This is a genomic window from Pseudoalteromonas sp. L21 (genome assembly GCF_021728035.1).
GTDB classification, from domain to species: domain Bacteria; phylum Pseudomonadota; class Gammaproteobacteria; order Enterobacterales; family Alteromonadaceae; genus Pseudoalteromonas; species Pseudoalteromonas arabiensis.
In genome coordinates this window covers 310,850-333,762 of sequence record NZ_JAKKCV010000004.1, presented here as the reverse complement: position 1 = coordinate 333,762, position 22,913 = coordinate 310,850, and the positions used below count along the sequence as shown (strand labels likewise).

The following is a 22,913-nucleotide window of genomic DNA, read 5'->3' as shown; positions in this document are numbered from 1 at the left end:
TCTTTGAAAAAATAGCCGATTACGCTCACAATCAAGAAAAAGTTTCTAACTAGGTACGCATATGCAAGCCGAACACATCGATATTGCCCAATTTTTGAAAGATCATGCTCCTTTTGATGATCTCCCTGATGAGGCCATTAATAAACTCGCATCACAAGTTGAAATTGCTTATTTTCGCGCAGGTACACAAATATTAAATTATGGCGAAGATATCGCTGATTTATACGTTATTCGTACCGGTGCGGTTGAAATGTATCGTCGTGACGGAGACTTGTATAACCGTTTAACTATTGGCGGTATTTTTGGGCAAATGGGTTTGCTAATGAATCGTAAAGTTCGGTTTCCAGCAAAAGCACTTGAAGACACACTTGTTTATTGTATCAATGTAGAGTTATTTAATCAGTATTGTGACCAGTTTGATGCCTTTGCGGATTTTTTTGAAGCCGACGGTAATGTGCGTTTACATCAAGCAATCGTTGAGCAAGCTGATAGTAACGATTTAACCACAGCTAAGGTAAAATCTTTATTGCATCGTGATGTTGTCACGGTTGCCAAAGATGCGACAGTTCAAATGGTGGCGCAGGTAATGACACAAGAGTCGGTTTCCTCTGTTCTAGTTACTGACGCAGACAAACCTATTAGTGATGACCCCGATGATGATGACGGTCAAGTAGTGGGGATCATTACCGACAGAGACTTACGCTCAAGTGTAATTGCTAAAGGGCTGAGTTATGAGTCACATGCTCAGCAAATAATGCAAACAGATTTACTACTCCTTGATAGCAATGCGTATGTATTTGAAGCTGTTCTCGCCATGCTTAGAGACAATATTCATCATCTCCCCATAGTGGTGAAGAAAAAGCCTATAGGTGTTATTTCATTATCCGATATTTTACGTTACGAGTCGCAAAGTAGCTTGTTATTAGTGCGCGGTATCTTAGCGCAGCAATCGGTGGAAGATTTAGCACATTATGCAAGGCAACTTCCTAATGTGTTTGTGCGTATGGTGAATGAAGATGCTAATTCACACATGATTGGCACGGCAATGGCCGTAATAGGGCGCACATTTAAACAGCGCTTGCTTGATTTAGCTGAAGAGCAATTTGGCCCACCGCCTGTTCCGTATTGTTTTATCGCATTAGGGTCTATGGCCCGAGATGAGCAGTTAATTGTGACCGACCAAGACAATGCCATTATTCTTGATAATAGTTTTGATGAGTCTATGCACGATGATTATTTCCAAAAGCTCGCTGATTTTGTCTGTGATGGCTTGGCTGAGTGTGGTTATAAGTACTGCGACGGTGAAATTATGGCGTCATTTAAAAAGTGGCGTTTAACACGAGAACAATGGCAAGAACAATTTGCAGGCTGGATAGCAGAGCCTAAGCCTCAAGCTTTATTACACAGTTCAATCTTTTTTGATTTGGACGGCGTTTACGGCAAAACCAAATGGGCTGATGAATTAAAACGTTTTATTGCAAAAGAAGGGCGTAGCAATAAACGATTCTTAGCCAATATGGCAGCGAATGCGCGTAACCGAACCCCACCGCTAGGCTTTTTTAAAGATTTCGTTTTAGAGCACAATGGTCAGCACAAGCGTTCTATGAATTTGAAACGCCGTGGGACAGCACCTTTGTCTGATGTTATACGTGTACACGCACTGGCAATTGGTAGTCGAAAGCAAAATTCATTTGAGCGTCTTGAAGACATTATCGATGCAAAGCTTCTTCCCGAAGGCAAAGCGCAAGACTTACGAGATGCCCTTGAATATATCGCTATGATCCGCATTCGACATCAAGCTTGGCAAATTGAAATGCTCGATGAAGAACCTGATAACGATTTAGAGCCACATTTGCTATCCCCTTTTGAGCAGCGAAACTTAAAAGAGGCGTTCGCTATTTTAGATAAAGCGCAAAACTTCTTAAAATTTCGCTACTCTGCCAATTCAGGAATGAAATAATGGCCGTTCACCCTTCAAAATTTGATTGGCCTAAGCGCTATGAGCAGTTAGCTGAAAAAAGTACGCATCCATTAATTAAACATTTTTACCAGTCGACTATATCAAATGGCAGCTTACCGATTAGTGAAGTACCATTGGTTGCGTTAGACTTTGAGACGACCGGTCTAAATTTTGATAAAGATGATATTGTCAGTGTCGGGTTAGTGCCATTTAATGTAAGGCGTATTTTTTGTAAACATAGTCAGCATTGGGTCGTGCAACCAAGACAAAAACTCGCTGAAGAGTCTATTGTTATTCATGGCATAACTCATTCAGAGGTAAGCGAAGCTCCTGACTTTACATCGATTATGGAACCGCTGCTTGATGCTTTGCAAGGCAAGCTGATTGTTGTGCATTTTGCGCCTATTGAACGGCACTTTCTATTTCAAGCGCTTAAAGCACGATTAGGCGAAGGTCTCGAATTTGCAGTGATAGACACGCTTGAGTTGGAGAGAAGAGCACTCAAAGCAAAGCAAGGCCTATTAGGACGATTATTAAATACAAAGCTCGGTTCTGTGCGTTTAGCTGATTCACGATCTCGCTACTCTCTACCCGTTTATCAAAATCATAATGCACTCAATGATGCGATCGCGACAGCAGAGTTATTGCAAGCTCAAATCGCATATCATTATCGCCCCGATACCCCATTAAGCGAATTGATTGTTTAAACTAACGAGACTGAGATGGTGGTGGGGAAGTATACAAACATTAAGCAGCAATTCTGAAAACGTATTAATAGAACAGTTTATTTAAAAAACGCCGCAGATGCGGCGTTTTTTAAATGTTTAATCGATTAGTTTCTTGGCTCAGTTTTTAAACCAAGCAGCAAGCTCACACACATAAGCAGCAATACAAATGTGAAAGGTAAGCCAGTCGATACAGCGCCAGCTTGTAATGCCTCGATAGCTTGCGTGCCGCCAATCCAAACTAGAGCAGCAGCAATTGCACCTTCAATGGTCGCCCAGAAAATGCGCTGTGGCACAGGCGCATCGACCTTACCGCCTGCGGTAATCGAATCGATAACGAGTGAACCTGAATCAGACGAAGTGATAAAGAACACGAGTACCAGCACAATTGCAATGAATGAAAGCACTTGTGACATAGGTAAAGCTTCAAACATTTGGAACATAGCCAGTGGTACATCGGTTAAGCCTTTTTCTCCTAGTACACCCACTTTATCCACCACTTGCTCAATTGCGATACCGCCATAAATTGACATCCAGAAGATAGTAACAACGGTAGGCACGAGTAATACAGCAATTAAGAACTCACGAATTGTACGTCCTTCAGATACGCGCGCAATGAACATACCTACAAACGGTGACCATGAAATCCACCAAGCCCAGTAGAATACAGTCCAACCGTGCATCCAGGTTTCATCTTCACGGCCATGCGGGTTACTCAGTGGAATAATGTTTTCGACATAACCCATTACTGTATTAGAAAGGTTGCCAAATGCTGCAGAAAAACCAACAAGTGCAACAAACACGAGTAATACAAAAGCGATAATCATGTTTACATTACTAAGTAGTTTTACACCACCGTCGATACCGCGAACGACAGAAATCACAGCAAGTAAAGTCACACCAACAATAACGCCAATTTGTAAGCCAATGCCGCCATCGGTTCCAAATACATGATTAATACCAGCAGCAGCTTGTTGTGCACCTAAACCAAGTGAGGTCGCTAGACCAAATAAGGTTGCAAGCACAGCCAGAATGTCAATAAGGTGACCAGGCCAGCCCCACGCTTTGTCACCTAAAATAGGGTAAAAAATCGAGCGAATAGATAACGGCAGGCCTTTGTTATAACAAAAGAATGCGAGTGAAAGTGAAACCACCGCGTAAATTGCCCAAGGGTGTAAACCCCAATGGAACATAGTTGCACCCATTGCTAGTTTGGCAGCTTCTGGCGTGTTAGCTTCAACGCCGAGTGGTGTTTCATACCAGCCTGTAAAATAGGCAACGGGCTCAGCTACACCCCAAAACATTAAGCCAATACCCATACCTGCTGCAAATAGCATTGCCAGCCATGAAATACGAGAGTGGGTTGGTCGCGCTTCTTTGCCACCAAGGCGGATATTACCGTAAGGAGACACAATTAACGCCAAGCAAAACAATACGAATAAGTTTGCTGACCACATAAAAAAGCCATCAAAATTATTAATAATGTCATTCTTAATGCCGTTAAGGGTTAATTTAGCGGTTTCTGCGTCAGAAATGAGTGTAGCCACTAAAAATAGCGCAATTAAGCCTGCACTAATACCAAACACGGGGTTATGCACATCAAAGCCCCATTTTTGTACATTGTCCTGACCGACAGTGTAATCTGTATTGTCGATACTGTACTTGTCATGATGTTCGCTCATGAATACCTCTTGTTGTAATTTTATTTAGCAGATAGCTAAACGGCCGGTAGGCACACAAATTAGCTATATCAGTATTTTTACGTTCGAAATTTAAAAATAGTTTGAATACTAATCATAATAGTGCCCATGATTAATCTTTAGTGTAGGAGGTCGTACACAAATGTAAATGCTTTTGTCCCTAAATATCCGAATAAATACAGTTTTTTAGCTCATTTGAATGTAATTTAAACAGTTGTGGTGTAGATAGGTAATTATTTGATGACAGTGAAATTTTTGAGATGCTAGATTGTTACATTGATTAAATAGCTGCAAGCGGAACTTGCAGCATAATATTAAAAGCTTATTTTTTATACGCGTCGTTGTGAACGCCAGCAGCACGACCAGAAGGATCTGCATTGTTTTGGAATGATTCATCCCAAGCTAGAGCTTCAGGTGTTGAACATGCAACAGACTTTCCATGAGGAACACATTTAGCGGCGGCATCACCTGGGAAGTGTTCTTCAAAAATACTACGATAGAAATAGGCTTCTTTAGAATCAGGCGTATTAATTGGGTATTTGTATTTTGCATTAGCCAGATCTTGGTCGCTTACTTGCTCGTTCACATACTCTTTTAAAGTATCAATCCAGTTATAACCCACGCCATCAGAAAATTGCTCTTTTTGACGCCACAGTACTTCATCTGGTAGGTAGCCGTCGAATGCTTCACGAATAATGTGTTTTTCGATTTTGCCGTCTTTACACATTTTTGCTTCAGGGTTGATACGCATTGCGACATCAACAAACTCTTTGTCTAAGAACGGTACACGTGCTTCAACACCCCATGCAGCCATTGATTTATTAGCACGTAAGCAGTCAAACATATGAAGCTTAGACACTTTACGGTTAAGCTCTTCATGGAACTCTTGCGCATTTGGTGCTTTATGGAAGTATAAATAACCACCAAATAATTCGTCAGCACCTTCACCCGATAATACCATTTTAATACCCATGGCTTTGATTTGGCGTGCCATTAAATACATTGGCGTTGAGGCGCGGATGGTGGTTACGTCATACGTTTCGATGTGATAAATCACTTCACGTAGTGCATCAATACCTTCTTGTATCGTAAAGTGAATAGGGTGGTGAACCGTGCCAATCATATCAGCTACTTTTTGTGCCGCAGCTAAGTCAGGTGAACCTTCAAGCCCAACCGAAAATGAATGAAGCTTTGGCCACCATGCATCAGATTCGTCGTTATCTTCAATCCGTTTTGCAGCAAAACGTTGCGTTATAGCAGAAATAACCGATGAATCTAAACCACCAGATAGTAATACACCATAAGGTACATCACACATTAATTGGCGTTTAACAGCCGCTTCTAACCCTTGTTTTACATCACTAACTTTAGCATCGTTGTCTTTTACTGCATCATAGCTTTGCCAATCGCGGGCGTAGTATTTTCGTAATTGACCATCTTTGCTCCATAAGAAGTGCCCAGGAGGGAACTCTTCAATGTGTTTACAAATTGGCGAAAGTGCTTTTAATTCTGAGGCTACATAAAAGTTACCATGCTCATCATGACCCGTATAAAGTGGAATAATACCGATATGGTCACGGCCTATTAAGTAGGCATCTTGCTCTTCGTCGTATAAACAAAACGCAAAAATACCATTTAAGTCGTCTAAAAATTCAGGACCTTTCTGCTTGTATAAAGCCAATATGACTTCACAGTCTGATTGCGTTTGAAAAGTAAAATCGGTTTCTAGATTTGCAGCTAATTCTTTGTGGTTATAAATTTCACCATTAACAGCAAGTATATTAGTACGTTCAGGGTTATACAGTGGTTGGGCACCACTTGATACACCGACAATAGCAAGGCGTTCATGAACTAAAATCGCTTTATCAGACGAATATACGCCAGACCAATCAGGCCCGCGGTGTCTTAAAAGTTTTGACATCTCAATTGCTTGACCACGCAATTGTGTGGGATCAGATTTAATATCTAATACACCAAAAATTGAACACATAGTGACTCCTCATTCCTATTATGTGTGCAGTTAACATAAATTTAAAACTGCGAACCTTTGTTTTAACAGAAATAATTACCTAAGTCACACAGGTTTTCTAAATATTTAAGAATAAAATATGCACCACAATAGGTGGGTGTTGCACCAAAATGATCAATAACTGTTTTGCAATAAGCTCATAGACAATGGATAAATCGGAAATCGCTCTATATTTAAAAGCGAGTAGCTATTTTGCAGTTAGTCTTTGCACTAGTTTTGTGCAATAGACTGCTTAAATAATTTGTACTGACGATCTTGTGTATACAAGTATCTATAAATAGAGCAGCACCGAGGTGTGCTGCTCACTATTTTACTGTTTATTTTTATATTCTAGAGCAATTTTTAATTGATTTAGGTGAGAAGTTAGTTTTTGTTGTGCTTTGGTTGCCTCATTTAGACTGACGAATTCAAAGTGTAAAAAATCCCCCGGTTTTAATTGGGCAAAGTGTCTCAAATCAGCCTCAATCACTGTACCAAGTAATGGATAACCACCCGTTGTTTGAGCATCATTTAAAAGAACAATAGGCTCGCCACTCGGTGGCAACTGGATACTACCAGGCATGACTGCCATAGAAGGTAATGATAAAGCATGTTCTAATTTGCATTCATCACTACTTAACCTCGCTCCCATTCGGTTACTACTCGGCGAAATATGCCATGAATGATTAATAAACTTGTCGATGCTTTGCTCTGACAGTAATTTATTGTGAGGGCCTTCATAAACACGTATGTGTGTACTTTTTGGTGGAAGCATCGCACCTAAACCAATTTTGGTTTTGTACTGTGGTGTAATGTCTATGCTGTCGCCAGGATTTAAAGCGTTACCATGTAAACCACCAAACTTAGCGGTTAAATCGGTAGAGTAAGAGCCTAATATAGGCGTTGGTAATTGCCAAATACCCCCTATAGCAAGGTAGCTTCGAAATCCGTGTCGTGCAGCATTAAGCTTTAATACATCGCCTTTTTTTATGTAATAGCTCCAGCCTGGTTGAATAGGGTTACCATTGACTGTGGCTTTCATATCCGTGCCGTGTAGGGCAATGTAGTAATCATTATCGAATTTAATTTCAGCAAGACCCAGCGTGATTTCAATTACAGGGCAATTATCAGGGTTACCGACTAATCGGTTACAAATAATTTGTGCATATGGGTCAATGCAACCTGATTGACCAATACCTAAATGTCTCGAACCTGTGCGTCCTTGATCTTGTATAGACATTTGCATACCCGGTTTAACAACGGTGATCACGATAGCACCTCCTTGATTGTAAACTCGATGGTATCACCTGGCGCAAAAGCGCAAGGAGAGGGGGCATTAATATCAAATAATTTAAAGTCGGTGTGACCTATAATTTGCCAGCCACCTGGTGAAGTTTCTGGGTAGATACCAGTTTGTTCACCGCCAATAGCAACTGAACCTTTAGGAACAGATGTACGAGGATCGCTACGTCTTGGTGTGTATAACTTTTTATCTAAACCACTTAGATAGGCAAAGCCAGGCTGGAACCCTAAAAATAATACATGGTAGGTGCCACTACTATGTAATTGTACTACATCATCGACGCTTAGGTTGTGATAGTGTGCAACATGTTTAATATCAGGGCCATGAACTCCACCGTACCGTGTCGGTAACTTATGGTGGGTAGAGTTAAATTTTAATAATGAGACTTCTAGCCAGTGCTCATTCAAAGCTGATAACCAATACTGCAGTCTTAAAGGATCGTTTAAATATAAAGTCAGATTATTGTTCGCTGGCACCACATCAATAAAATCACCAGATTGTTGGCAGAGTTGTGCTAAAGCCCAGACCTTTTTTTGTGTTTCTAGAATTGTCTGTTCTGAATGACTTACATCAAAATAAATGCAGTGAGTGGTAAGTACAGTAATCGATGGCGAGCTGTATGTAGTCATTGCATCCCAATTTAAAAGTGATTAGTCATAGCAACATAGCATAAAAGCACGAATTTGTTGATGTAAATACAGTTTTTGTATTTTAATCGAGTGTTAATTGCCTACAACCTGCTGTTGTAGGCAATCTTTTTGTTACTGGTTGTTTAGAAGCCAGTTAGATAACAAACGCACACCGTAACCAGTGCCGCCTTCAGCAAGCTCATCTTTTGCTTTGCTGTTAAGCGCATTTCCGGCAATATCAATGTGAACCCAGCGAGTTTCACCCGCAAAGTTTTTCAGGAAGCTTGCTGCTGTTGTTGCACCTGGGCCATGTGAACCAATATTTTTTAAGTCTGCGATATCAGACTTTAGTGCATCTTCGTAGCCTAGTGGTAAACGCCATACATTTTCGTTTACTTGCTTACCAGCGATAGTTAGTTGTTCTACTAGTTGGTCATCCTCAGAGAAAATGGCGGCATAGTCATTACCTACAGCACCAATTTTAGAGCCGGTTAATGTTGCAACGTCAACCATAATACTTGGTTTAAATTTATCACGAGCGTACCACATTGCATCGCTAAGCACTAAACGACCTTCAGCATCGGTGTTTACAATTTCTACGCTTAGACCTTCGGCTGTGCGTACTACATCGCCAGGTGCAACGGCAAATTGTGACACCATATTGGCTGCCATGCCCATTACTGCAACGACATTAGTATCAGCTTTTGCAAGTGCCATTGCTTTAACCGTTCCAAGTACCGCTGCTGCACCGGCCATATCTGATTTCATGCGGGCTATTGATGCACCTGTTTTTAGACTATAACCACCAGAATCAAAAGTAATACCTTTACCCACTAAAGCGATCGGTGTATTTTTATTACCTTGATAATGCGCAACAACTAAACGTGAACCTTGTTCGCTCCCACGACCAACTGCTTCTAGTGCACCCATACCAAGCTTTTTGATTTGCTTAGGCTCTAAAATAGAAATTTTGACACCTAACTTTTTAAGTTCTTTTGCAGCTTTTGCAAAATCAGCCGGCGTCATTTCAGTTGCAACTTCACTTGTTAAGTCGCGTGCTAAAAATACGCCTTCTTCTATGTGTTGCAGTAAAGTATGGTTTTTGACCGCTTGGTCTATATTTTCAACATCGACTGTGTAGCTCACTAAGTGACTATCTTTTTCTTTTTTGTAAACTTCAAAGCGGTGATCACGTAGATTTGCGCCATGGGCAAACTCTGCAGCGTATTTAGCGTTAGTTTCTTGATCAGTGATTGTAGAGAAATCAAGGCTGACGTTTTCTTGTTTTGCTTTATGTAGCTGTGCATGTACATTGCCACCCAGCTTTGCCATTTTAGCTGCATCTAGCTTTGCTTGCTCACCTAAGCCAACTAAAAGAATACGTTGATGCTGGCTACCATTTGGAGCAATGATCTCTAATGTTTTACCATATTTAGCTTCAAAGTCTGAAAAATCAATCACTTTGTTAATATGAGTTTGTGTCTCTGAGGCTAAATGGTTAAATTTGGCGATTTGTGTTTCAGTGTCTAAAAACAATACCAAAGTGTTATCTGTAGCTTGAATAGATTGCTTAAAAGTGAACTCTGCTGCATTCACTTGCGTAGCAAGCGTTATACCCAATGCAAGAGCAGATAAGCTATGTGCAATTCTCATTTATATATCCCAATGTTAAAAAAAGCTTTTTTACCCTATTAACACTAAAGAGTTAAATTTTAAGCGGTGAATAGCCCATGGGATGCGTTTAAGTTGAAATATTTTATATTTCTCTTAGGTCTATTAAATACACACGCTATGACGAGGTAAATTAGTATGACAATTAAGTCTTTATTGGTGGCATGGTTCACCGTCAGTGCAGTTGCTAGTATCAGTCCCGTTTTGGCTAAAGAAGACCTGCCTAATGCAACTAAACATATTGAAACTATAGTATTAGGTTCGGGTTGTTTTTGGGGCGCAGAAAAACGCTATGAAGCCCTCAACGGTGTGCTCGATGCGGTATCGGGTTATGCTGATGGGCAGGGCTTTAAGGCGACATATAAAAACATTACACGTAGCTCTCGTCGTTTTGATGAAAACAATTACGCTGAGGTAGTCAAAGTTACTTATAACAGCAACAAATTAAGCACAGAAGATCTTTTAAAACATTACTTTGAAAGTCATGATCCGACACAGCTTAATCGGCAGGGCAATGATATTGGCACACAATATCGGTCGACTATTCTAACCAGCAACTCCAATCAGCTTGTTAGTGCAAATCGCCTTAAAGAAGCGTATCAAAAAAAATTATCATCAGCGGGATTTGGCGAAATTAAAACGGTAATAAAACCGCTTGATAGGTTTTTTAAAGCAGAGGAGTATCATCAAGACTATATAAAGAAAAACCCGAATGGCTACTGTCCTGATCATTCTACAGGGGTTGTATTTAGCCCATCTGAAAAGCCTAAAATAGATAACACTGCCTTACTCGCTAACAAACATATTGTAGTAATTGATGCTAAAGGCTATTGCCCGTATTGCGAAAAATTTAAAAAAGAAGTTGCTAATGCATACAAGGGCACAATCCCTATGACTTTTCGCCATGCGGATCAACTTGCTGGCTTGGTTATTAACACACCTACTTGGGCAACACCTACACTTTTATTTATCGAAGATGGTAAAGAAGTTTATGGTCGTCAAGGGTATGTGAATAAGGAAGAGTTTTACAAAGCATTGGGCGCATTTAAATTGGGTGACAGTGAGGCCTTTAGAGTGGCATTTCATTCCAGAACAGACAGCCCGTTTTGTAAGGAATACGACATTTTTAAAAATACCCCAGATGGCATTTTTATTGACAAATTAAGTGGTGCACCATTATTTGATACCCGAGATAGATTTAATTCGGGAACAGGGTGGTTGTCTTTTACTCACCCAGTCAAAAATAGTGTAACGATGCATGAAGATAATAGCTATGGTATGCAGCGTATCGAGCTAAAATCGAAAAGTTCAGGAATTCACTTAGGGCACTTATTTCCGGGGGAAGGTCCAAGAGGGCAAGATAGATATTGTATTAATGCTACAGTACTTGAATTTGTTCCGCGTAGTTAAATGTTATTAGTAAAAATTAGTTGAAACCATAGTTATAGCCTATCCTAAAACTATGACTGGAGAAACAAGATACTTTTTCGTGTTGAAAACCAAACTAATTTATACGTTAATTTTAAAATTGTGCTTATTTTCTAATGGATTAGTGTGTAAGGAATTAAAAGCCATCGTGATAGGTGTAGAGAATATAGAGTATCTACCTTATTACGATGGCAGTGACAGTAAGAAGCCTAACTTCACTGGATTTAGTGAAAAATTGCTTAAACAATTCAGCCGAGAATTTGGTTATAGCGTTAAGTTTTATCCCGCCCCTTTAAATCGTCTTTATAGGGATCTGGTTACCGAAAACTATATTGATTTTAAATATCCTGACAATCCGCAGTGGCAAAAATCCTTTAAAGATACATTTTCGAAACCTAACCCGATTATTTACTCAGAATCAATTTTGAATACAGTGACAGGCATTGCGAGTTTGCAACAAAATACCACGCTTTCTGATTGTAGCAGGATAGGTAAAGTTCGAGGCTTTACATCACAAAGTTATAAATCACATTTTATGAAAAAGCAGATCGACGTTGTGGAGACGGCTGATACGACTGAATTAATTTCTTTATTACTTTTAAAGCGAGTAAATTGTATTTACATATCTAAAGATGTTTTGAACTATAAAATGCGAGAAGAGTTTGAAAATAGAGTGCCCGTGTACTTTCACGATAAACTTGCGGTAGATGTGCAAAGTTTCCATCTATCAACAGTTAAATACCCTGATGTTATTGAGCAATTTAACTTATATCTATCTACCCACAGTGACCAAGTTAGAGCTTTAAAGCAGCAGTTTGATATTGGCCTTTAATCAGCTCGAAAAAAAGCCCGGTCAGAACACACAAGAACCGGGCTTTCGACAACAATTTGGTTGGGGGAACCTTTACAACTACAGTGCTAAGTTTTGTTTTGCACGGCTTAAATTGTGGTTTACAAGTTCATTTTTAGAAATTTGCACTGCTTCATAAAAGTCAGAAAGCGCGGCTGTATCGTTTTCGGACATGATGCGTGCAACACCTCGGTTACTAAGTGCAAACGATGTTAACTCGCGGCGTTTATAACCTGGTACTTTACTTGTACTTAGAAGAGAAATTGCTTGTGTACACAGGCTTTCTGCTTCTGAAAAATTCTTTTCTTTAACGCTTAATGCACAGCGGTTGAAGGCAGTTTCGTATTGGCTGGTTGCATTATCGTTGGTTTGAGGTTGCTCAATTACCATCAGTTTATAATCAGCTTGTGCGGCTACTGCCATCGCTGAGCAAGTTAATAAAGAGCTAAGTGCAATAGTGGTTACAAGTGTTTTTAACATGATAGTTTTCCTTTGAATAAGTTGGTGTTTCTTGCCAACGAGTGAACTTTAAAATATTCCTATAAGCTAAACAAACGATTAAATTAAACCTGATAGATGAAGAAATTTAATCTATAGAGTAATTGCTCAGAACTCGGAGTTTTGTGGGGGTGAGAGTATGTAATGTCGACTCTAGTATTTTTTAACAACTGAAGCATTGACTGAGTGCTTATAAATTTTTATGCCTAAGCTTATTTATAGAAACGTTATTTGCATCTGTAGATTGTGATTTTTATATGGAGATAGGTTTTGATAAACGAGATAACTTTTTAACAGTAGCCATTGGTCAATAACTTTGTTAAAAATAGCTTTTTAAAAATTATGGACAAAGCATTTCAAGGTGACATTTAAATTTCAACGTTACCTGTATATTTACAAGTTGAAAATGCTTCTGAACCTGAGTGAATGTGCTTGTATATGAGAACCGCGGTGTTTAGCAAAACAATTAAAATTTTTGTCAAAGAATCATAAACAAGCCAATATTGAGAATCACAAGGAAAGAATTATGAAAACAGGGCTTTTATCAATTGGATTTTTATTTATATCGAATGTTGCGTTTGCTGATTGTAAAGCTGCCCTTGAAGAAAGATTAAAAGACGATTTAAACCTCACATACCAGCAATTTGATCAGACTGATGATGCTGGGTTTAGATTGTTAGAAAAATCAGGCTGTCATACTGAAGCCGCTATTCTGATTAAACGTTTTATTACCCATAATAATTCAAAAGAAAGCTCATTAACTTGGCATTTAGCGCAAATGGAAGGGCTCGCGGGTAATTATCAACACGCGATCTTTTATGCAAATAAAGTATTGGATCCGAATGAAGATTCAAGTAATTCAAAAATGTATTGGAATGACTTTGTTTTAGGGAACATCGCTTTTTGGAGTAAAGACGACGCAAAGCTAAGAAAACACATAGCGAATATAGAAAAGGGGCAAAGTTTTAAACCTAATCAGATAAACATCAATTTCCTTAATCAGTTTCTCAAAAACTTTGATTTAAGTTACAAACAGGCATTATCGGAGGATTTAGGTAAGCTTCGTCAGCTTAACTTTTAAATCGCTATTGTATTTTTGCCGTAAGTAAAAAGATGGGTATATAAACGATAAAACCCAGCCAAAGGTGGGTTTTGAGACAACACAATTCTGAGAGAACTTATAACGCTAAGTTCTTTTTCGCTCGAATTAAGTTGTGTTCTACTAACTCGTTACCTGAAATTTGTACTGCTTCGTAGAAGTCAGAGAGTGCCGCTGTGTCGTTTTCAGACATGATGCGAGCAACACCGCGGTTGCTTAAAGCAAATGACGTTAATTCACGGCGTTTATAAGCAGGTACTTTGCTTGTATTTAGTAAACTGATTGCTTTTGAACAGAGTGCTTCAGCTTCGGTAAAATTCTTTGCTTGAACACTTAACGCACATTGGTTAAATGCTAATTCGTATTGACGGTTAACCTCAGCACTTGCCTGTGTCGATTGGTCAATTACCATTAATTTATAGTCACTTTGATCAGCCATTGCCATAGCTGAACAAGTTAATAAAGAGCTAACTACAACGCGTTTCATAAGTGTACTAAACATAATCTTTTCCTCTGTTATATCGGTATCCAGTGCCGACAGTTGAACTTTAGTTGAGTAGAAAAAATTCAACAAACGATAAAAAAACACTCAATAGATGAAGAAAATTAACTTATAGACTTTAGTCTAATATAATAATTTAAGACTAAGCGCTGTGTGTATTAGTTTATAAGGGTTGTAAGTTAATTGTCGTAAATTAAAAGTATAGAGTTTTTAAATAGCTGAACGATAATCCGATGATTTAAAAAGTCTAACTGTCCTCACTTTAAGTTAAGGGCTTACTGATGGATTGAAAATGGACTTACTTACGCTTGTACTGATAATTACTATAGGTTTAATCGGCTTTTATATATTACTAAGAGCCCTAACCTTGATGGTGCGGTGGGCTAAAAAGGCGCCAAAGGGAGCATATTTATTTATGGCATTGTTCCCACTTATTTCGCTATTTCCAATCCCACCTCCGATATATGAAAATGTCACCAAAGCAAAGCATGAGCAACGTAAAAAACAAAAGCGAGACGATGATAAAGACTCAAGTTAAGTGTTTGATAAAACGAGTTAAAGCTGAGTTGATTGTTATTTAAGATATTATAAATTTAGATAACCCTCAGATTTCTCTGAGGGCAATAATGACTACTTAAGGTGCTTAAAAGTATCAAGCATCCATTTTATGAATAGTTCTAGTTGTGCATTGGTTTCACTTGGTTCGTGTTGCACTAAGTAATATTTATCCTTGGTTTTTAATGGCATATTAGTGAAATTAAATAACCATTGCTCATCAAACCAAGTCTGACTGATAGGTAAGGGGATTAGGGCAATACCCATACCCTGTTGCGCGGCACGTGCCACACCAAACATACTATCAACCTGAATAATTTGCTTTGGTGCAAAGTCATCAATACCAGCATGCTCAGCCCATTGGTGCCAAGCCCATGGACGCGCTTTATGAAGTATTAGAGGAACTTCATTTAATGCCTGAAATGGGTTTTCTTGCCATGCTTGCCAGTTTTCTTTATTGCAAGCTGGCGTATAAGAAAGCGAAAACAGCTCATGTACAACCCCTTCGTGCGGTTTAGACGAAGACAATACAATCGATAAATCGCTTTGCTTAGTCAGCTCTTTACGCGTTTTTAAGGTATTAAGCTGTAAATTTGTATTTGGATGATCGCTAGTCCATTCGCTCAGTTTTGGCATTAACAGCTCACTGGCGAAAAACTCAGGTAGCGTAATACTTATAGTCACGTTCTCTTGTAACTGACTAAACTCGTTAATGGTTTTTTCTAGCGCTTTAATAAGCGGCGATACAGAGTCATAAAAATTTTTCCCCGCAGCTGTTAAGCGGATAGAGCGGGTTTGACGTTCAAACAGTTCAATACCCAATTGTTCTTCTAATTGTTTGATCTGATGGCTTACGGCTGAAGGCGTAAGGTAGAGTTGGTTTGCCGCATCTTTAAAGCTAAGGGTGCGTGCAGCAAAACAAAATGAGCGTAAGCCACGAATAGGTGTTTGCATAGTTAATTTCAGTAAGTCTCAATAGCGCGTGTTAGTTAACTAACTGCTAAGCAATTATTATCCCAAAATGTAAAAAGTAAGAGAGTAAAGGTTGAATATAGTTAATATTTGCACAAATGCATAAAAAAGACTCTTTAATTGATTGTTTAATCTACTTTTATTGCATTTAAAAGATTTTAGCAGTTTTCTGAAACAGGTAACACCCTATACTTTAAAGACTTTCACTTCACAAAGTTAGGGCATTTTATACTATTTATGTGACAAATTGGTGCAGCTCACAGTAAATCAATAGATAAAAAAAATCCCTCTTGCGAGGGATTTTGGGTAACTCAGCGCCATTGGCACTGGGAATGAGGTCGGTACATGGGATGTGAGTGGATTAAAAAACCATCTCTGGAACATCACCTTCAACAAGCAATTTGCCTGCCGTTTTGCTAATGATTTCGTCTACCGACACGCCCGGAGCGCGTTCGATTAGATGAAATGCGCCGTCTTTAACTTCTAGTACGGCTAAATCAGTTACGATTTTCTTTACACAGTTAACCCCAGTTAGCGGTAAAGTGCAACTTTCTAATAACTTAGAGTCACCATGCTTGCTTGCATGAGTCATCGTAACAATAATATTCTTCGCGCCAGCAACGAGGTCCATCGCGCCACCCATGCCTTTAATTAGCTTCTTTGGGATCATCCACGATGCGATGTTACCGTTCTGGTCAACTTCAAATGCACCTAATACTGTTAAGTCTACATGACCACCCCGTATCATGGCAAAACTATCTGCACTATTAAATATTGCTGCACCTGTGGCTGCTGTCACGGTTTCTTTACCCGCATTGATCATATCTGCATCAACTTGGTCTTTAGTTGGGTACGCACCCATACCCAGTAAGCCATTTTCAGACTGCAGCATGACTTCGATGCCATCTGGGACATAGTTAGCAACTAGGGTAGGGATACCAATACCTAGGTTTACGTAATAGCCATCTTGTAGCTCTTGTGCAACACGCATTGCAACTTGTTCACGTGATAATGCCATTTTATTGCTCCTTAATCGCGAGTTGTTACACGTTCGATGCGTTTTTCAAAGTCGCCTTTGATCACGCGATTAACATAAATACCTGGGGTATGAATTTGGCTAGGCTCAAGTTCACCTGGTTCTACAATCTCTTCTACTTCAGCAACAGTAATTTTACCTGCTGTCGCGGCCATCGGGTTGAAGTTCATTGCAGTATGGCGAAATACAAGATTACCGTAGCGGTCGGCTTTCCATGCTTTAACAATGGCAAACTCACCAGTAATTGATTCTTCTAAGATATACGGACGGCCATCAAATTCTTTGACTTCTTTGCCCTCAGCAACCGGAGTGCCGTAACCTGTAGCAGTATAAAACGCAGGAATACCAGCGCCACCGGCACGCATCTTCTCAGCGAGTGTACCTTGTGGTGTTAAAACAACATCAATTTCACCATCAAGTAGTTGTTTTTCGAAAAGCGCATTTTCACCCACATAAGAAGCGATGATTTTTTTAATTTGCTTATCGTGAAGTAAAACCCCTAAACCAAAATCATCTACACCGCAGTTGTTTGAAACAACGGTTAGATTTTTAGTTTGTTTACGCTTAATTTCACTGATAAGCCCCTCAGGAATACCACACAAGCCAAAGCCACCAGCGATAATAGTATCGCCATCTTTTAAACCTTCCATTGCAGCTTCATAACTTGAAACTACTTTATCGAAACCGGCCATGAGCCTACTCCTTAATTATTCTGAGTGTTCTTTAGAGCAAGTGATACCTTGCTGACAGGTTGTTTATTTAATGCACTGCAAATAGCCCAACCAGCTTTCGCCAGTCTTTCTAAATCAATTCCATGCTCTATGCCAAGCCCTTGTAGTAAGTAAACTACATCTTCAGTGGCAACATTTCCTGACGCACCTTTTGCGTAAGGGCAGCCACCAAGGCCTGCAACTGCACTGTCAACCGTTGCTATACCGTGGTTTAGGGCGGTGTAAATATTTGTGAGCGCTTGTCCGTAGGTGTCGTGAAAATGTACAGCGAGTTTTGATTTATCAATATGTTGCAAGAGTAAATCTAATAACTCATCGACTTTTTTCGCCGTACCCACACCAATGGTGTCACCTAGGCTAATTTCGTAACAACCAAGCTCGAGTAATCGCTCTGATACGTTTAATACATCATTGTAGTCGACATCACCTTGATATGGGCAACCCATAACGCAGCTAACGTAACCTCTAACACGAATGTTATTCGCTTTGGCAAAATCCATGACATCTTTAAAGCGATCAATACTTTCATCAATAGAGCAGTTGATGTTCTTTTGACAGAACGCTTCACTTGCTGCTGTAAAGATAGCAAATTCTTGTATGCCGACTAGTTTTGCTGCCTCTGCACCCCGTAAATTCGGGGTGAGGGCACTTAAATTAACGTCTTGTAAATTTAACGCACTAATTACATCGCTAGAGTCAGCCATTTGTGGCACCCATTTAGGTGACACAAATGCGCCTGCTTCAATATCTTTAAGACCAGCTTCAGCTAGGGCGTTGATAAGATCGACTTTATCTTGCGTGCTAACGGCGGCTTCATTTTGCAAACCGTCTCTGGCGCCAACTTCTACAATGCGAACAAAATCAGGAAACTGTGCCATTACGCCTCCGGCTCTTCAACAATCGCGAGCATATCACCGTGACTCACCAGTTCGCCTTCAGCAAAGCAATAGCTCGTTAATACACCATCATGCGGGGCATTAAGGGTGTATTCCATTTTCATAGCTTCAATGATAACGACCGCGTCCCCCTTAGAAACAGTACTACCTACCTCAACTAAATGCTTAACAACAGTACCGTTGAGTGGCGCGGCAAGTGGTAGTGCATCACTTTCGTGCTCACTAATATAGTGTTTATCAATCAGCTCAAGCACCTTTTGTTGTGCTTTGTACATCACTGTGATGTGAGAGTCTGTTTGATTAATATGAGCAACAACTTTTTCGCCATTAACGACTAGGTTTGCAAGGCCATCTTCAACGTTGCCCGAAGTTGTATAGTCAACCCCGTCAAGGCTTATTCTAAAACCATCTGAAGTCTTAATGGCATGAATAGATAAATCAACAAACGGGATGGTTGTTTTAGCGTCACTGTTAAGCATAAAGCCTGTTAATTGTTGCCATGGGCTGCTGCTTTCACCTTTTAGTTGATGAGCATACGCATAAGCTGCGACAACGGTCGCAATAACAGACTGTTGCTCGCTTTTAGCAACAAGGTGCTCACCTTGGTCTTCAATAAAGTGCGTATCGGGTGCACCTGCTTGAAAAGTAGGGTGGTTAGCAAGATTATCTAAGAAATTAACGTTACAGCTAAAACCCGCTAAGTGAAATTGCTCAAGTGCTTTTGATAAACGCCCAAGCGCTGCCTCACGGTTATCGTCATGAACAATTAACTTAGCGATCATAGGGTCGTAGAACGGGCTAATTTCATCACCTGCTGCAATGCCTGTATCGATACGAACAAACTCAGATTCATCCGGTGTAAATAGGGCATCAATATGACCCGAACACGGAATAAAGTCATTGCTAGGATCTTCCGCATAAATACGCGCTTCAAAACTGTGGCCTTGTAGCTGAATATCAGCTTGGTTAAGAGGTAATGCTTCACCTGCCGCAATGTTGATTTGCCAATTCACCAAATCAACACCGGTTACCATTTCTGTTACTGGGTGCTCAACCTGTAAACGGGTGTTCATTTCCATGAAGAAGAATTCATCACCGCATAATAAAAACTCAACCGTACCTGCACCGCGATAGTTAATCGCTTGGGCACAACGTACCGCTGCTTCACCCATTTCTTTGCGAAGTGCATCAGATAAACCAGGTGCTGGGGCCTCTTCAATTACTTTTTGGTGACGTCGTTGTAAAGAACAGTCACGATCGCCTAAGTACACACAGTTACCATGGCTATCGGCAAAAACTTGCACTTCAACATGGCGAGGTTTAGTGACATAGCGCTCTAACAGTACTAAATCGTTGCCAAAGCCTGCTTTTGCTTCACGTTTTGCGCCTTCAAGAGCACTGATAAAGTCTTTTGCGTGTTCAACTACTCGCATACCTTTACCACCGCCACCAAAGGCCGCTTTAATAAGAACGGGATAACCAATTTTTTCAGCTTCGGCTTGTAAGAACTCAGTATCTTGATTATCACCATAATACCCAGGTACTAAAGGTACATTCGCTTGGTGCATTATTTCTTTAGCGCGGGTTTTTGAACCCATGGCTTCAATGCTTGATGCTGGTGGGCCAATAAAGGCGATATCATTTTTCTCACACGCGAGAGCAAAGTCAGAGTTCTCAGATAAAAAGCCATAACCCGGGTGAATACAATCAACACCTGCTTGTTTTGCAACATCGATGATTTTATCTGCCACTAAGTACGAGTCTTTACTCGGTGCAGGACCAATATGGTACGCCTCATCAGCTAGCTTTACATGCTGAGCATGTTTATCAGCATCTGAATACACTGCAACCGTTGTTAAGCCCATTTGTTTTGCTGTACGCATAACTCGGCAGGCAATTTCACCACGGTTGGCAACGAGAATTTTTTTCAATGATTTTGTTGTCATAATGGTTCCTATTTCTGCCAGTTAGGGGCGCGTTTTTCAAAAAATGCAGTCAGACCTTCTTGGCCTTCTTCAGATACACGAATGCGTGCAATGCGCTCTGCGGTTAACTCAATAAGTGCATCATCAATTACATTACCAGCCACATCATTTATAAGCTGCTTTGCTGCTTTAACGGCAATAGGGCCGTTGTTGACAAGGTTTTGTAAATGTTTGTCGAGCGCTGTTTGCAAATCGCCAGTGATTTGGTGAATTAAACCCAGTTGCTTGGCTGTATGCGCGTCAAAAATCTCTGCCGTTAAAAAATAACGACGTGCAGCGCGTTCACCAATAGCTTTAATGACATAAGGGCTGATAACCGCAGGAATAAGACCCAGCTTTACTTCACTTAAGCAAAATTGTGCATCGTCTTGGCAAATCGCGATATCACAACACGCAATCAAGCCTAATGCACCGCCAAAGGCTGCACCTTGTACGGCACAAATTGTTGGGTGTGGGCTTCTAGCAAGGACTTTCATAAGCTTTGCTAGCTGCATTGAATCCGCTAAGTTTTCTGCAAAGTCATTGCCAGCCATCGACTTCATCCAATTTAAATCAGCGCCAGCAGAAAAGTGTTTACCTTCGGTTTTTAAAACCAGTGCGCGCACATCACAGCTATTTGCGTGTTCAATTAAACGGATCAGCTCACTAATGACTTCTTCGTTAAATGCATTGTGTTTTTCAGGGCGACTTAGTACCAGTACAGCCACATTTGATTTTGTTATTTCGAGTGTTACTGACATAAGGCCTCCATTACATTCTAAATACGCCGAACTGAGAATCGCGCTCAGGTGCATTTTTAGCTGCACTTAAGGCCAGCCCTAATACATTGCGGGTATCAGCAGGATCGATAATGCCATCATCCCAAAGGCGGGCACTGGCGTAATATGGATGACCTTGTTTTTCGTATTGCTCGATAATTGGCTTTTTAAACTGACTGACTTGCTCATCAGTCATGCTTTCGCCTTTACGGGCTAAACCGTCTTGTTTAACTTGTGCAAGAACGCCTGCTGCTTGTTCTCCACCCATCACAGAGATACGGGCATTTGGCCACATCCACATCATGGTTGGTTCAAACGCGCGGCCACACATACCGTAGTTACCAGCTCCATACGAGCCACCGATTAACACTGTGAATTTTGGTACATCAGCACATGACACAGCGGTTACCATTTTCGCACCATGTTTGGCGATGCCTTCTGCTTCGTATTTCTTACCAACCATAAAGCCAGTAATGTTTTGTAAAAACACCAAAGGGATTTTACGTTGTGCACATAACTGTATAAAGTGCGCGCCTTTTTGCGCTGACTCACTAAATAAAATGCCGTTGTTGGCAACAATACCCACAGGGTGACCAAAGATTTTTGCAAAGCCTGTTACTAAGGTTTCACCAAAGTAGCGTTTAAATTCATCAAATGATGAATCATCAACAACACGGGCAATCACTTCGCGTACATCAAATGGTTTTTTTAGGTCGGTACCAACAATGCCGTATATTTCGTTAATGTCGTAACGCGGCGGTTTAACATCATCAAGTAAGGGTGCAGTAGGGCGCTGATAATTAATTCGTTCGATACATTGGCGTGCAATTGAAAGTGCATGAGCATCGTTTTCAGCGTAGTGGTCGGCAACTCCTGATGTTTTACAGTGAACATCGGCACCACCGAGCTCTTCAGCGCTCACTTCTTCACCCGTAGCCGCCTTAACCAGCGGTGGGCCTGCTAAGAAAATTGTGCCTTGTTCTTTTACTATAATACTTTCATCAGCCATAGCAGGTACATATGCACCACCTGCGGTACATAAACCCATTACGACCGCAATTTGTGGAATGCCTTTACCAGACATACGTGCTTGGTTGTAGAAAATACGGCCAAAGTGTAATTTATCTGGAAACACATCATCTTGTTCGGGCAGGTTTGCACCGCCTGAATCAACTAAATAAATACACGGCAAATGACAACGCTCTGCGATATCTTGGGCACGTAGGTGTTTTTTTACTGTAAGCGGAAAGTAAGTCCCGCCTTTTACGGTGGCATCATTGGCGATGATCATACATTCAACGCCTTTAACACGACCAATACCAGCCACCACTCCAGCACAAGGAATGGCTTGTTCATAGACGCCAAAGGCAGCAAATTGAGAAATCTCTAAAAATGGTGAGCCTTCGTCAAGTAGCGTTTCAATACGGTCTCGAACAAACAATTTACCACGGCCTTGATGACGCTCAATCAGGGCTGGGCCACCACCTAAACGGATATCAGCTACCTTTTCACGTAAGTCACTTACGAGTGCTGCCATGTTGTCGTGATTTTGCAAAAATTGCGGATCGTGTGGGTTTACACTCGATTTTAAAATCGTCATAACAAGG

20 protein-coding genes are annotated in these 22,913 nt (G+C 40.4%); 6 read left to right on the top strand and 14 right to left on the bottom strand.

Annotation, left to right across the window (positions count from 1 at the left end):
* Positions 1–61 precede the first annotated feature (61 nt).
* Positions 62–1,960, top strand: coding sequence for a DUF294 nucleotidyltransferase-like domain-containing protein (locus L3V41_RS13355; protein ID WP_193988782.1), 1,899 nt, complete (start codon positions 62–64; stop codon positions 1,958–1,960).
* A complete protein-coding gene (locus L3V41_RS13350; RefSeq protein WP_193988783.1) occupies positions 1,960–2,667 on the top strand; it encodes a 3'-5' exonuclease in 708 nt (235 codons plus the stop codon). The genes L3V41_RS13355 and L3V41_RS13350 overlap by 1 nt, the downstream gene beginning before the upstream one ends.
* Before the next feature lie 125 nt (positions 2,668–2,792).
* Here the strand turns inward: L3V41_RS13350 and L3V41_RS13345 are convergent, their stop codons facing one another.
* The 5 genes from L3V41_RS13345 to L3V41_RS13325 all read right to left on the bottom strand — a co-directional run bounded on the left by L3V41_RS13345 (position 2,793) and on the right by L3V41_RS13325 (position 9,978).
* Positions 2,793–4,367 (bottom strand): BCCT family transporter, encoded by a 1,575-nt coding sequence (locus tag L3V41_RS13345; RefSeq protein WP_062569041.1) that lies wholly within the window; start codon positions 4,365–4,367, stop codon positions 2,793–2,795.
* 340 nt (positions 4,368–4,707) lie between these two features.
* Entirely contained in the window at positions 4,708–6,375 is a 1,668-nt protein-coding gene (gene asnB, locus L3V41_RS13340; RefSeq protein WP_193988784.1) for an asparagine synthase B, read from the bottom strand.
* 349 nt (positions 6,376–6,724) lie between these two features.
* Entirely contained in the window at positions 6,725–7,663 is a 939-nt protein-coding gene (locus tag L3V41_RS13335; protein WP_237127916.1) for a biotin-dependent carboxyltransferase family protein, read from the bottom strand.
* Positions 7,660–8,325 (bottom strand): 5-oxoprolinase subunit PxpB, encoded by a 666-nt coding sequence (pxpB, locus tag L3V41_RS13330; RefSeq protein ID WP_062569044.1) that lies wholly within the window; start codon positions 8,323–8,325, stop codon positions 7,660–7,662. Before pxpB ends, L3V41_RS13335 begins: the two co-directional genes overlap by 4 nt.
* A gap of 132 nt (positions 8,326–8,457) precedes the next feature.
* Positions 8,458–9,978, bottom strand: coding sequence for a leucyl aminopeptidase (locus tag L3V41_RS13325; RefSeq protein WP_130149832.1), 1,521 nt, complete (start codon positions 9,976–9,978; stop codon positions 8,458–8,460).
* Positions 9,979–10,134: 156 nt separating this feature from the next.
* Between L3V41_RS13325 and msrA the strand changes: the two genes are divergently transcribed.
* Positions 10,135–11,406: a peptide-methionine (S)-S-oxide reductase MsrA gene (gene msrA, locus L3V41_RS13320; RefSeq protein WP_062569046.1), complete on the top strand. Its 1,272-nt coding sequence runs from the start codon at positions 10,135–10,137 to the stop codon at positions 11,404–11,406.
* Between the two features lie 79 nt (positions 11,407–11,485).
* Positions 11,486–12,256, top strand: coding sequence for an amino acid ABC transporter substrate-binding protein (locus L3V41_RS13315; protein WP_237127915.1), 771 nt, complete (start codon positions 11,486–11,488; stop codon positions 12,254–12,256).
* Positions 12,257–12,334: 78 nt separating this feature from the next.
* Here the strand turns inward: L3V41_RS13315 and L3V41_RS13310 are convergent, their stop codons facing one another.
* A complete protein-coding gene (locus L3V41_RS13310) occupies positions 12,335–12,754 on the bottom strand; it encodes a hypothetical protein (RefSeq protein WP_062569048.1) in 420 nt (139 codons plus the stop codon).
* A 544-nt stretch (positions 12,755–13,298) separates the two neighbouring features.
* On the opposite strand from L3V41_RS13310, the gene L3V41_RS13305 reads away from it, so the two are divergent.
* Complete coding sequence (locus L3V41_RS13305) at positions 13,299–13,853, top strand: hypothetical protein (RefSeq protein WP_237127914.1); 555 nt, start codon at positions 13,299–13,301, stop codon at positions 13,851–13,853.
* Positions 13,854–13,950: 97 nt separating this feature from the next.
* Here L3V41_RS13305 and L3V41_RS13300 read toward each other — a convergent pair whose 3' ends face one another.
* On the bottom strand, positions 13,951–14,373 hold the full coding sequence (locus tag L3V41_RS13300; protein WP_237127913.1) for a hypothetical protein: 423 nt from the start codon (positions 14,371–14,373) through the stop codon (positions 13,951–13,953).
* A gap of 292 nt (positions 14,374–14,665) precedes the next feature.
* Between L3V41_RS13300 and L3V41_RS13295 the strand changes: the two genes are divergently transcribed.
* The gene (locus L3V41_RS13295; RefSeq protein ID WP_237127912.1) at positions 14,666–14,911 is read left to right on the top strand and encodes a hypothetical protein; all 246 of its coding nucleotides are present in this window, start codon (positions 14,666–14,668) and stop codon (positions 14,909–14,911) included.
* A gap of 92 nt (positions 14,912–15,003) precedes the next feature.
* On the opposite strand, the gene L3V41_RS13290 is transcribed toward L3V41_RS13295, so the two are convergent.
* The 7 genes from L3V41_RS13290 to L3V41_RS13260 form a co-directional block, all read right to left on the bottom strand.
* A complete protein-coding gene (locus L3V41_RS13290; protein WP_062569052.1) occupies positions 15,004–15,882 on the bottom strand; it encodes a LysR family transcriptional regulator in 879 nt (292 codons plus the stop codon).
* Positions 15,883–16,261: 379 nt separating this feature from the next.
* Positions 16,262–16,918 (bottom strand): 3-oxoacid CoA-transferase subunit B, encoded by a 657-nt coding sequence (locus tag L3V41_RS13285; protein WP_054553796.1) that lies wholly within the window; start codon positions 16,916–16,918, stop codon positions 16,262–16,264.
* An 11-nt stretch (positions 16,919–16,929) separates the two neighbouring features.
* The gene (locus tag L3V41_RS13280; RefSeq protein ID WP_054553797.1) at positions 16,930–17,628 is read right to left on the bottom strand and encodes a CoA transferase subunit A; all 699 of its coding nucleotides are present in this window, start codon (positions 17,626–17,628) and stop codon (positions 16,930–16,932) included.
* An 11-nt stretch (positions 17,629–17,639) separates the two neighbouring features.
* Positions 17,640–18,545 carry a hydroxymethylglutaryl-CoA lyase gene (locus L3V41_RS13275; RefSeq protein ID WP_237127911.1) on the bottom strand — a complete coding sequence of 302 codons (906 nt, stop codon included), beginning with the start codon at positions 18,543–18,545 and terminating at the stop codon, positions 17,640–17,642.
* A complete protein-coding gene (locus tag L3V41_RS13270; RefSeq protein ID WP_237127910.1) occupies positions 18,545–20,509 on the bottom strand; it encodes an acetyl/propionyl/methylcrotonyl-CoA carboxylase subunit alpha in 1,965 nt (654 codons plus the stop codon). The genes L3V41_RS13275 and L3V41_RS13270 overlap by 1 nt, the downstream gene beginning before the upstream one ends.
* An 8-nt stretch (positions 20,510–20,517) precedes the next feature.
* Positions 20,518–21,288, bottom strand: a complete 771-nt coding sequence (locus L3V41_RS13265; RefSeq protein WP_237127909.1) for an enoyl-CoA hydratase/isomerase family protein — start codon at positions 21,286–21,288, stop codon at positions 20,518–20,520.
* A gap of 10 nt (positions 21,289–21,298) precedes the next feature.
* A complete protein-coding gene (locus L3V41_RS13260) occupies positions 21,299–22,906 on the bottom strand; it encodes a carboxyl transferase domain-containing protein (protein ID WP_062569056.1) in 1,608 nt (535 codons plus the stop codon).
* Positions 22,907–22,913 lie beyond the last annotated feature (7 nt).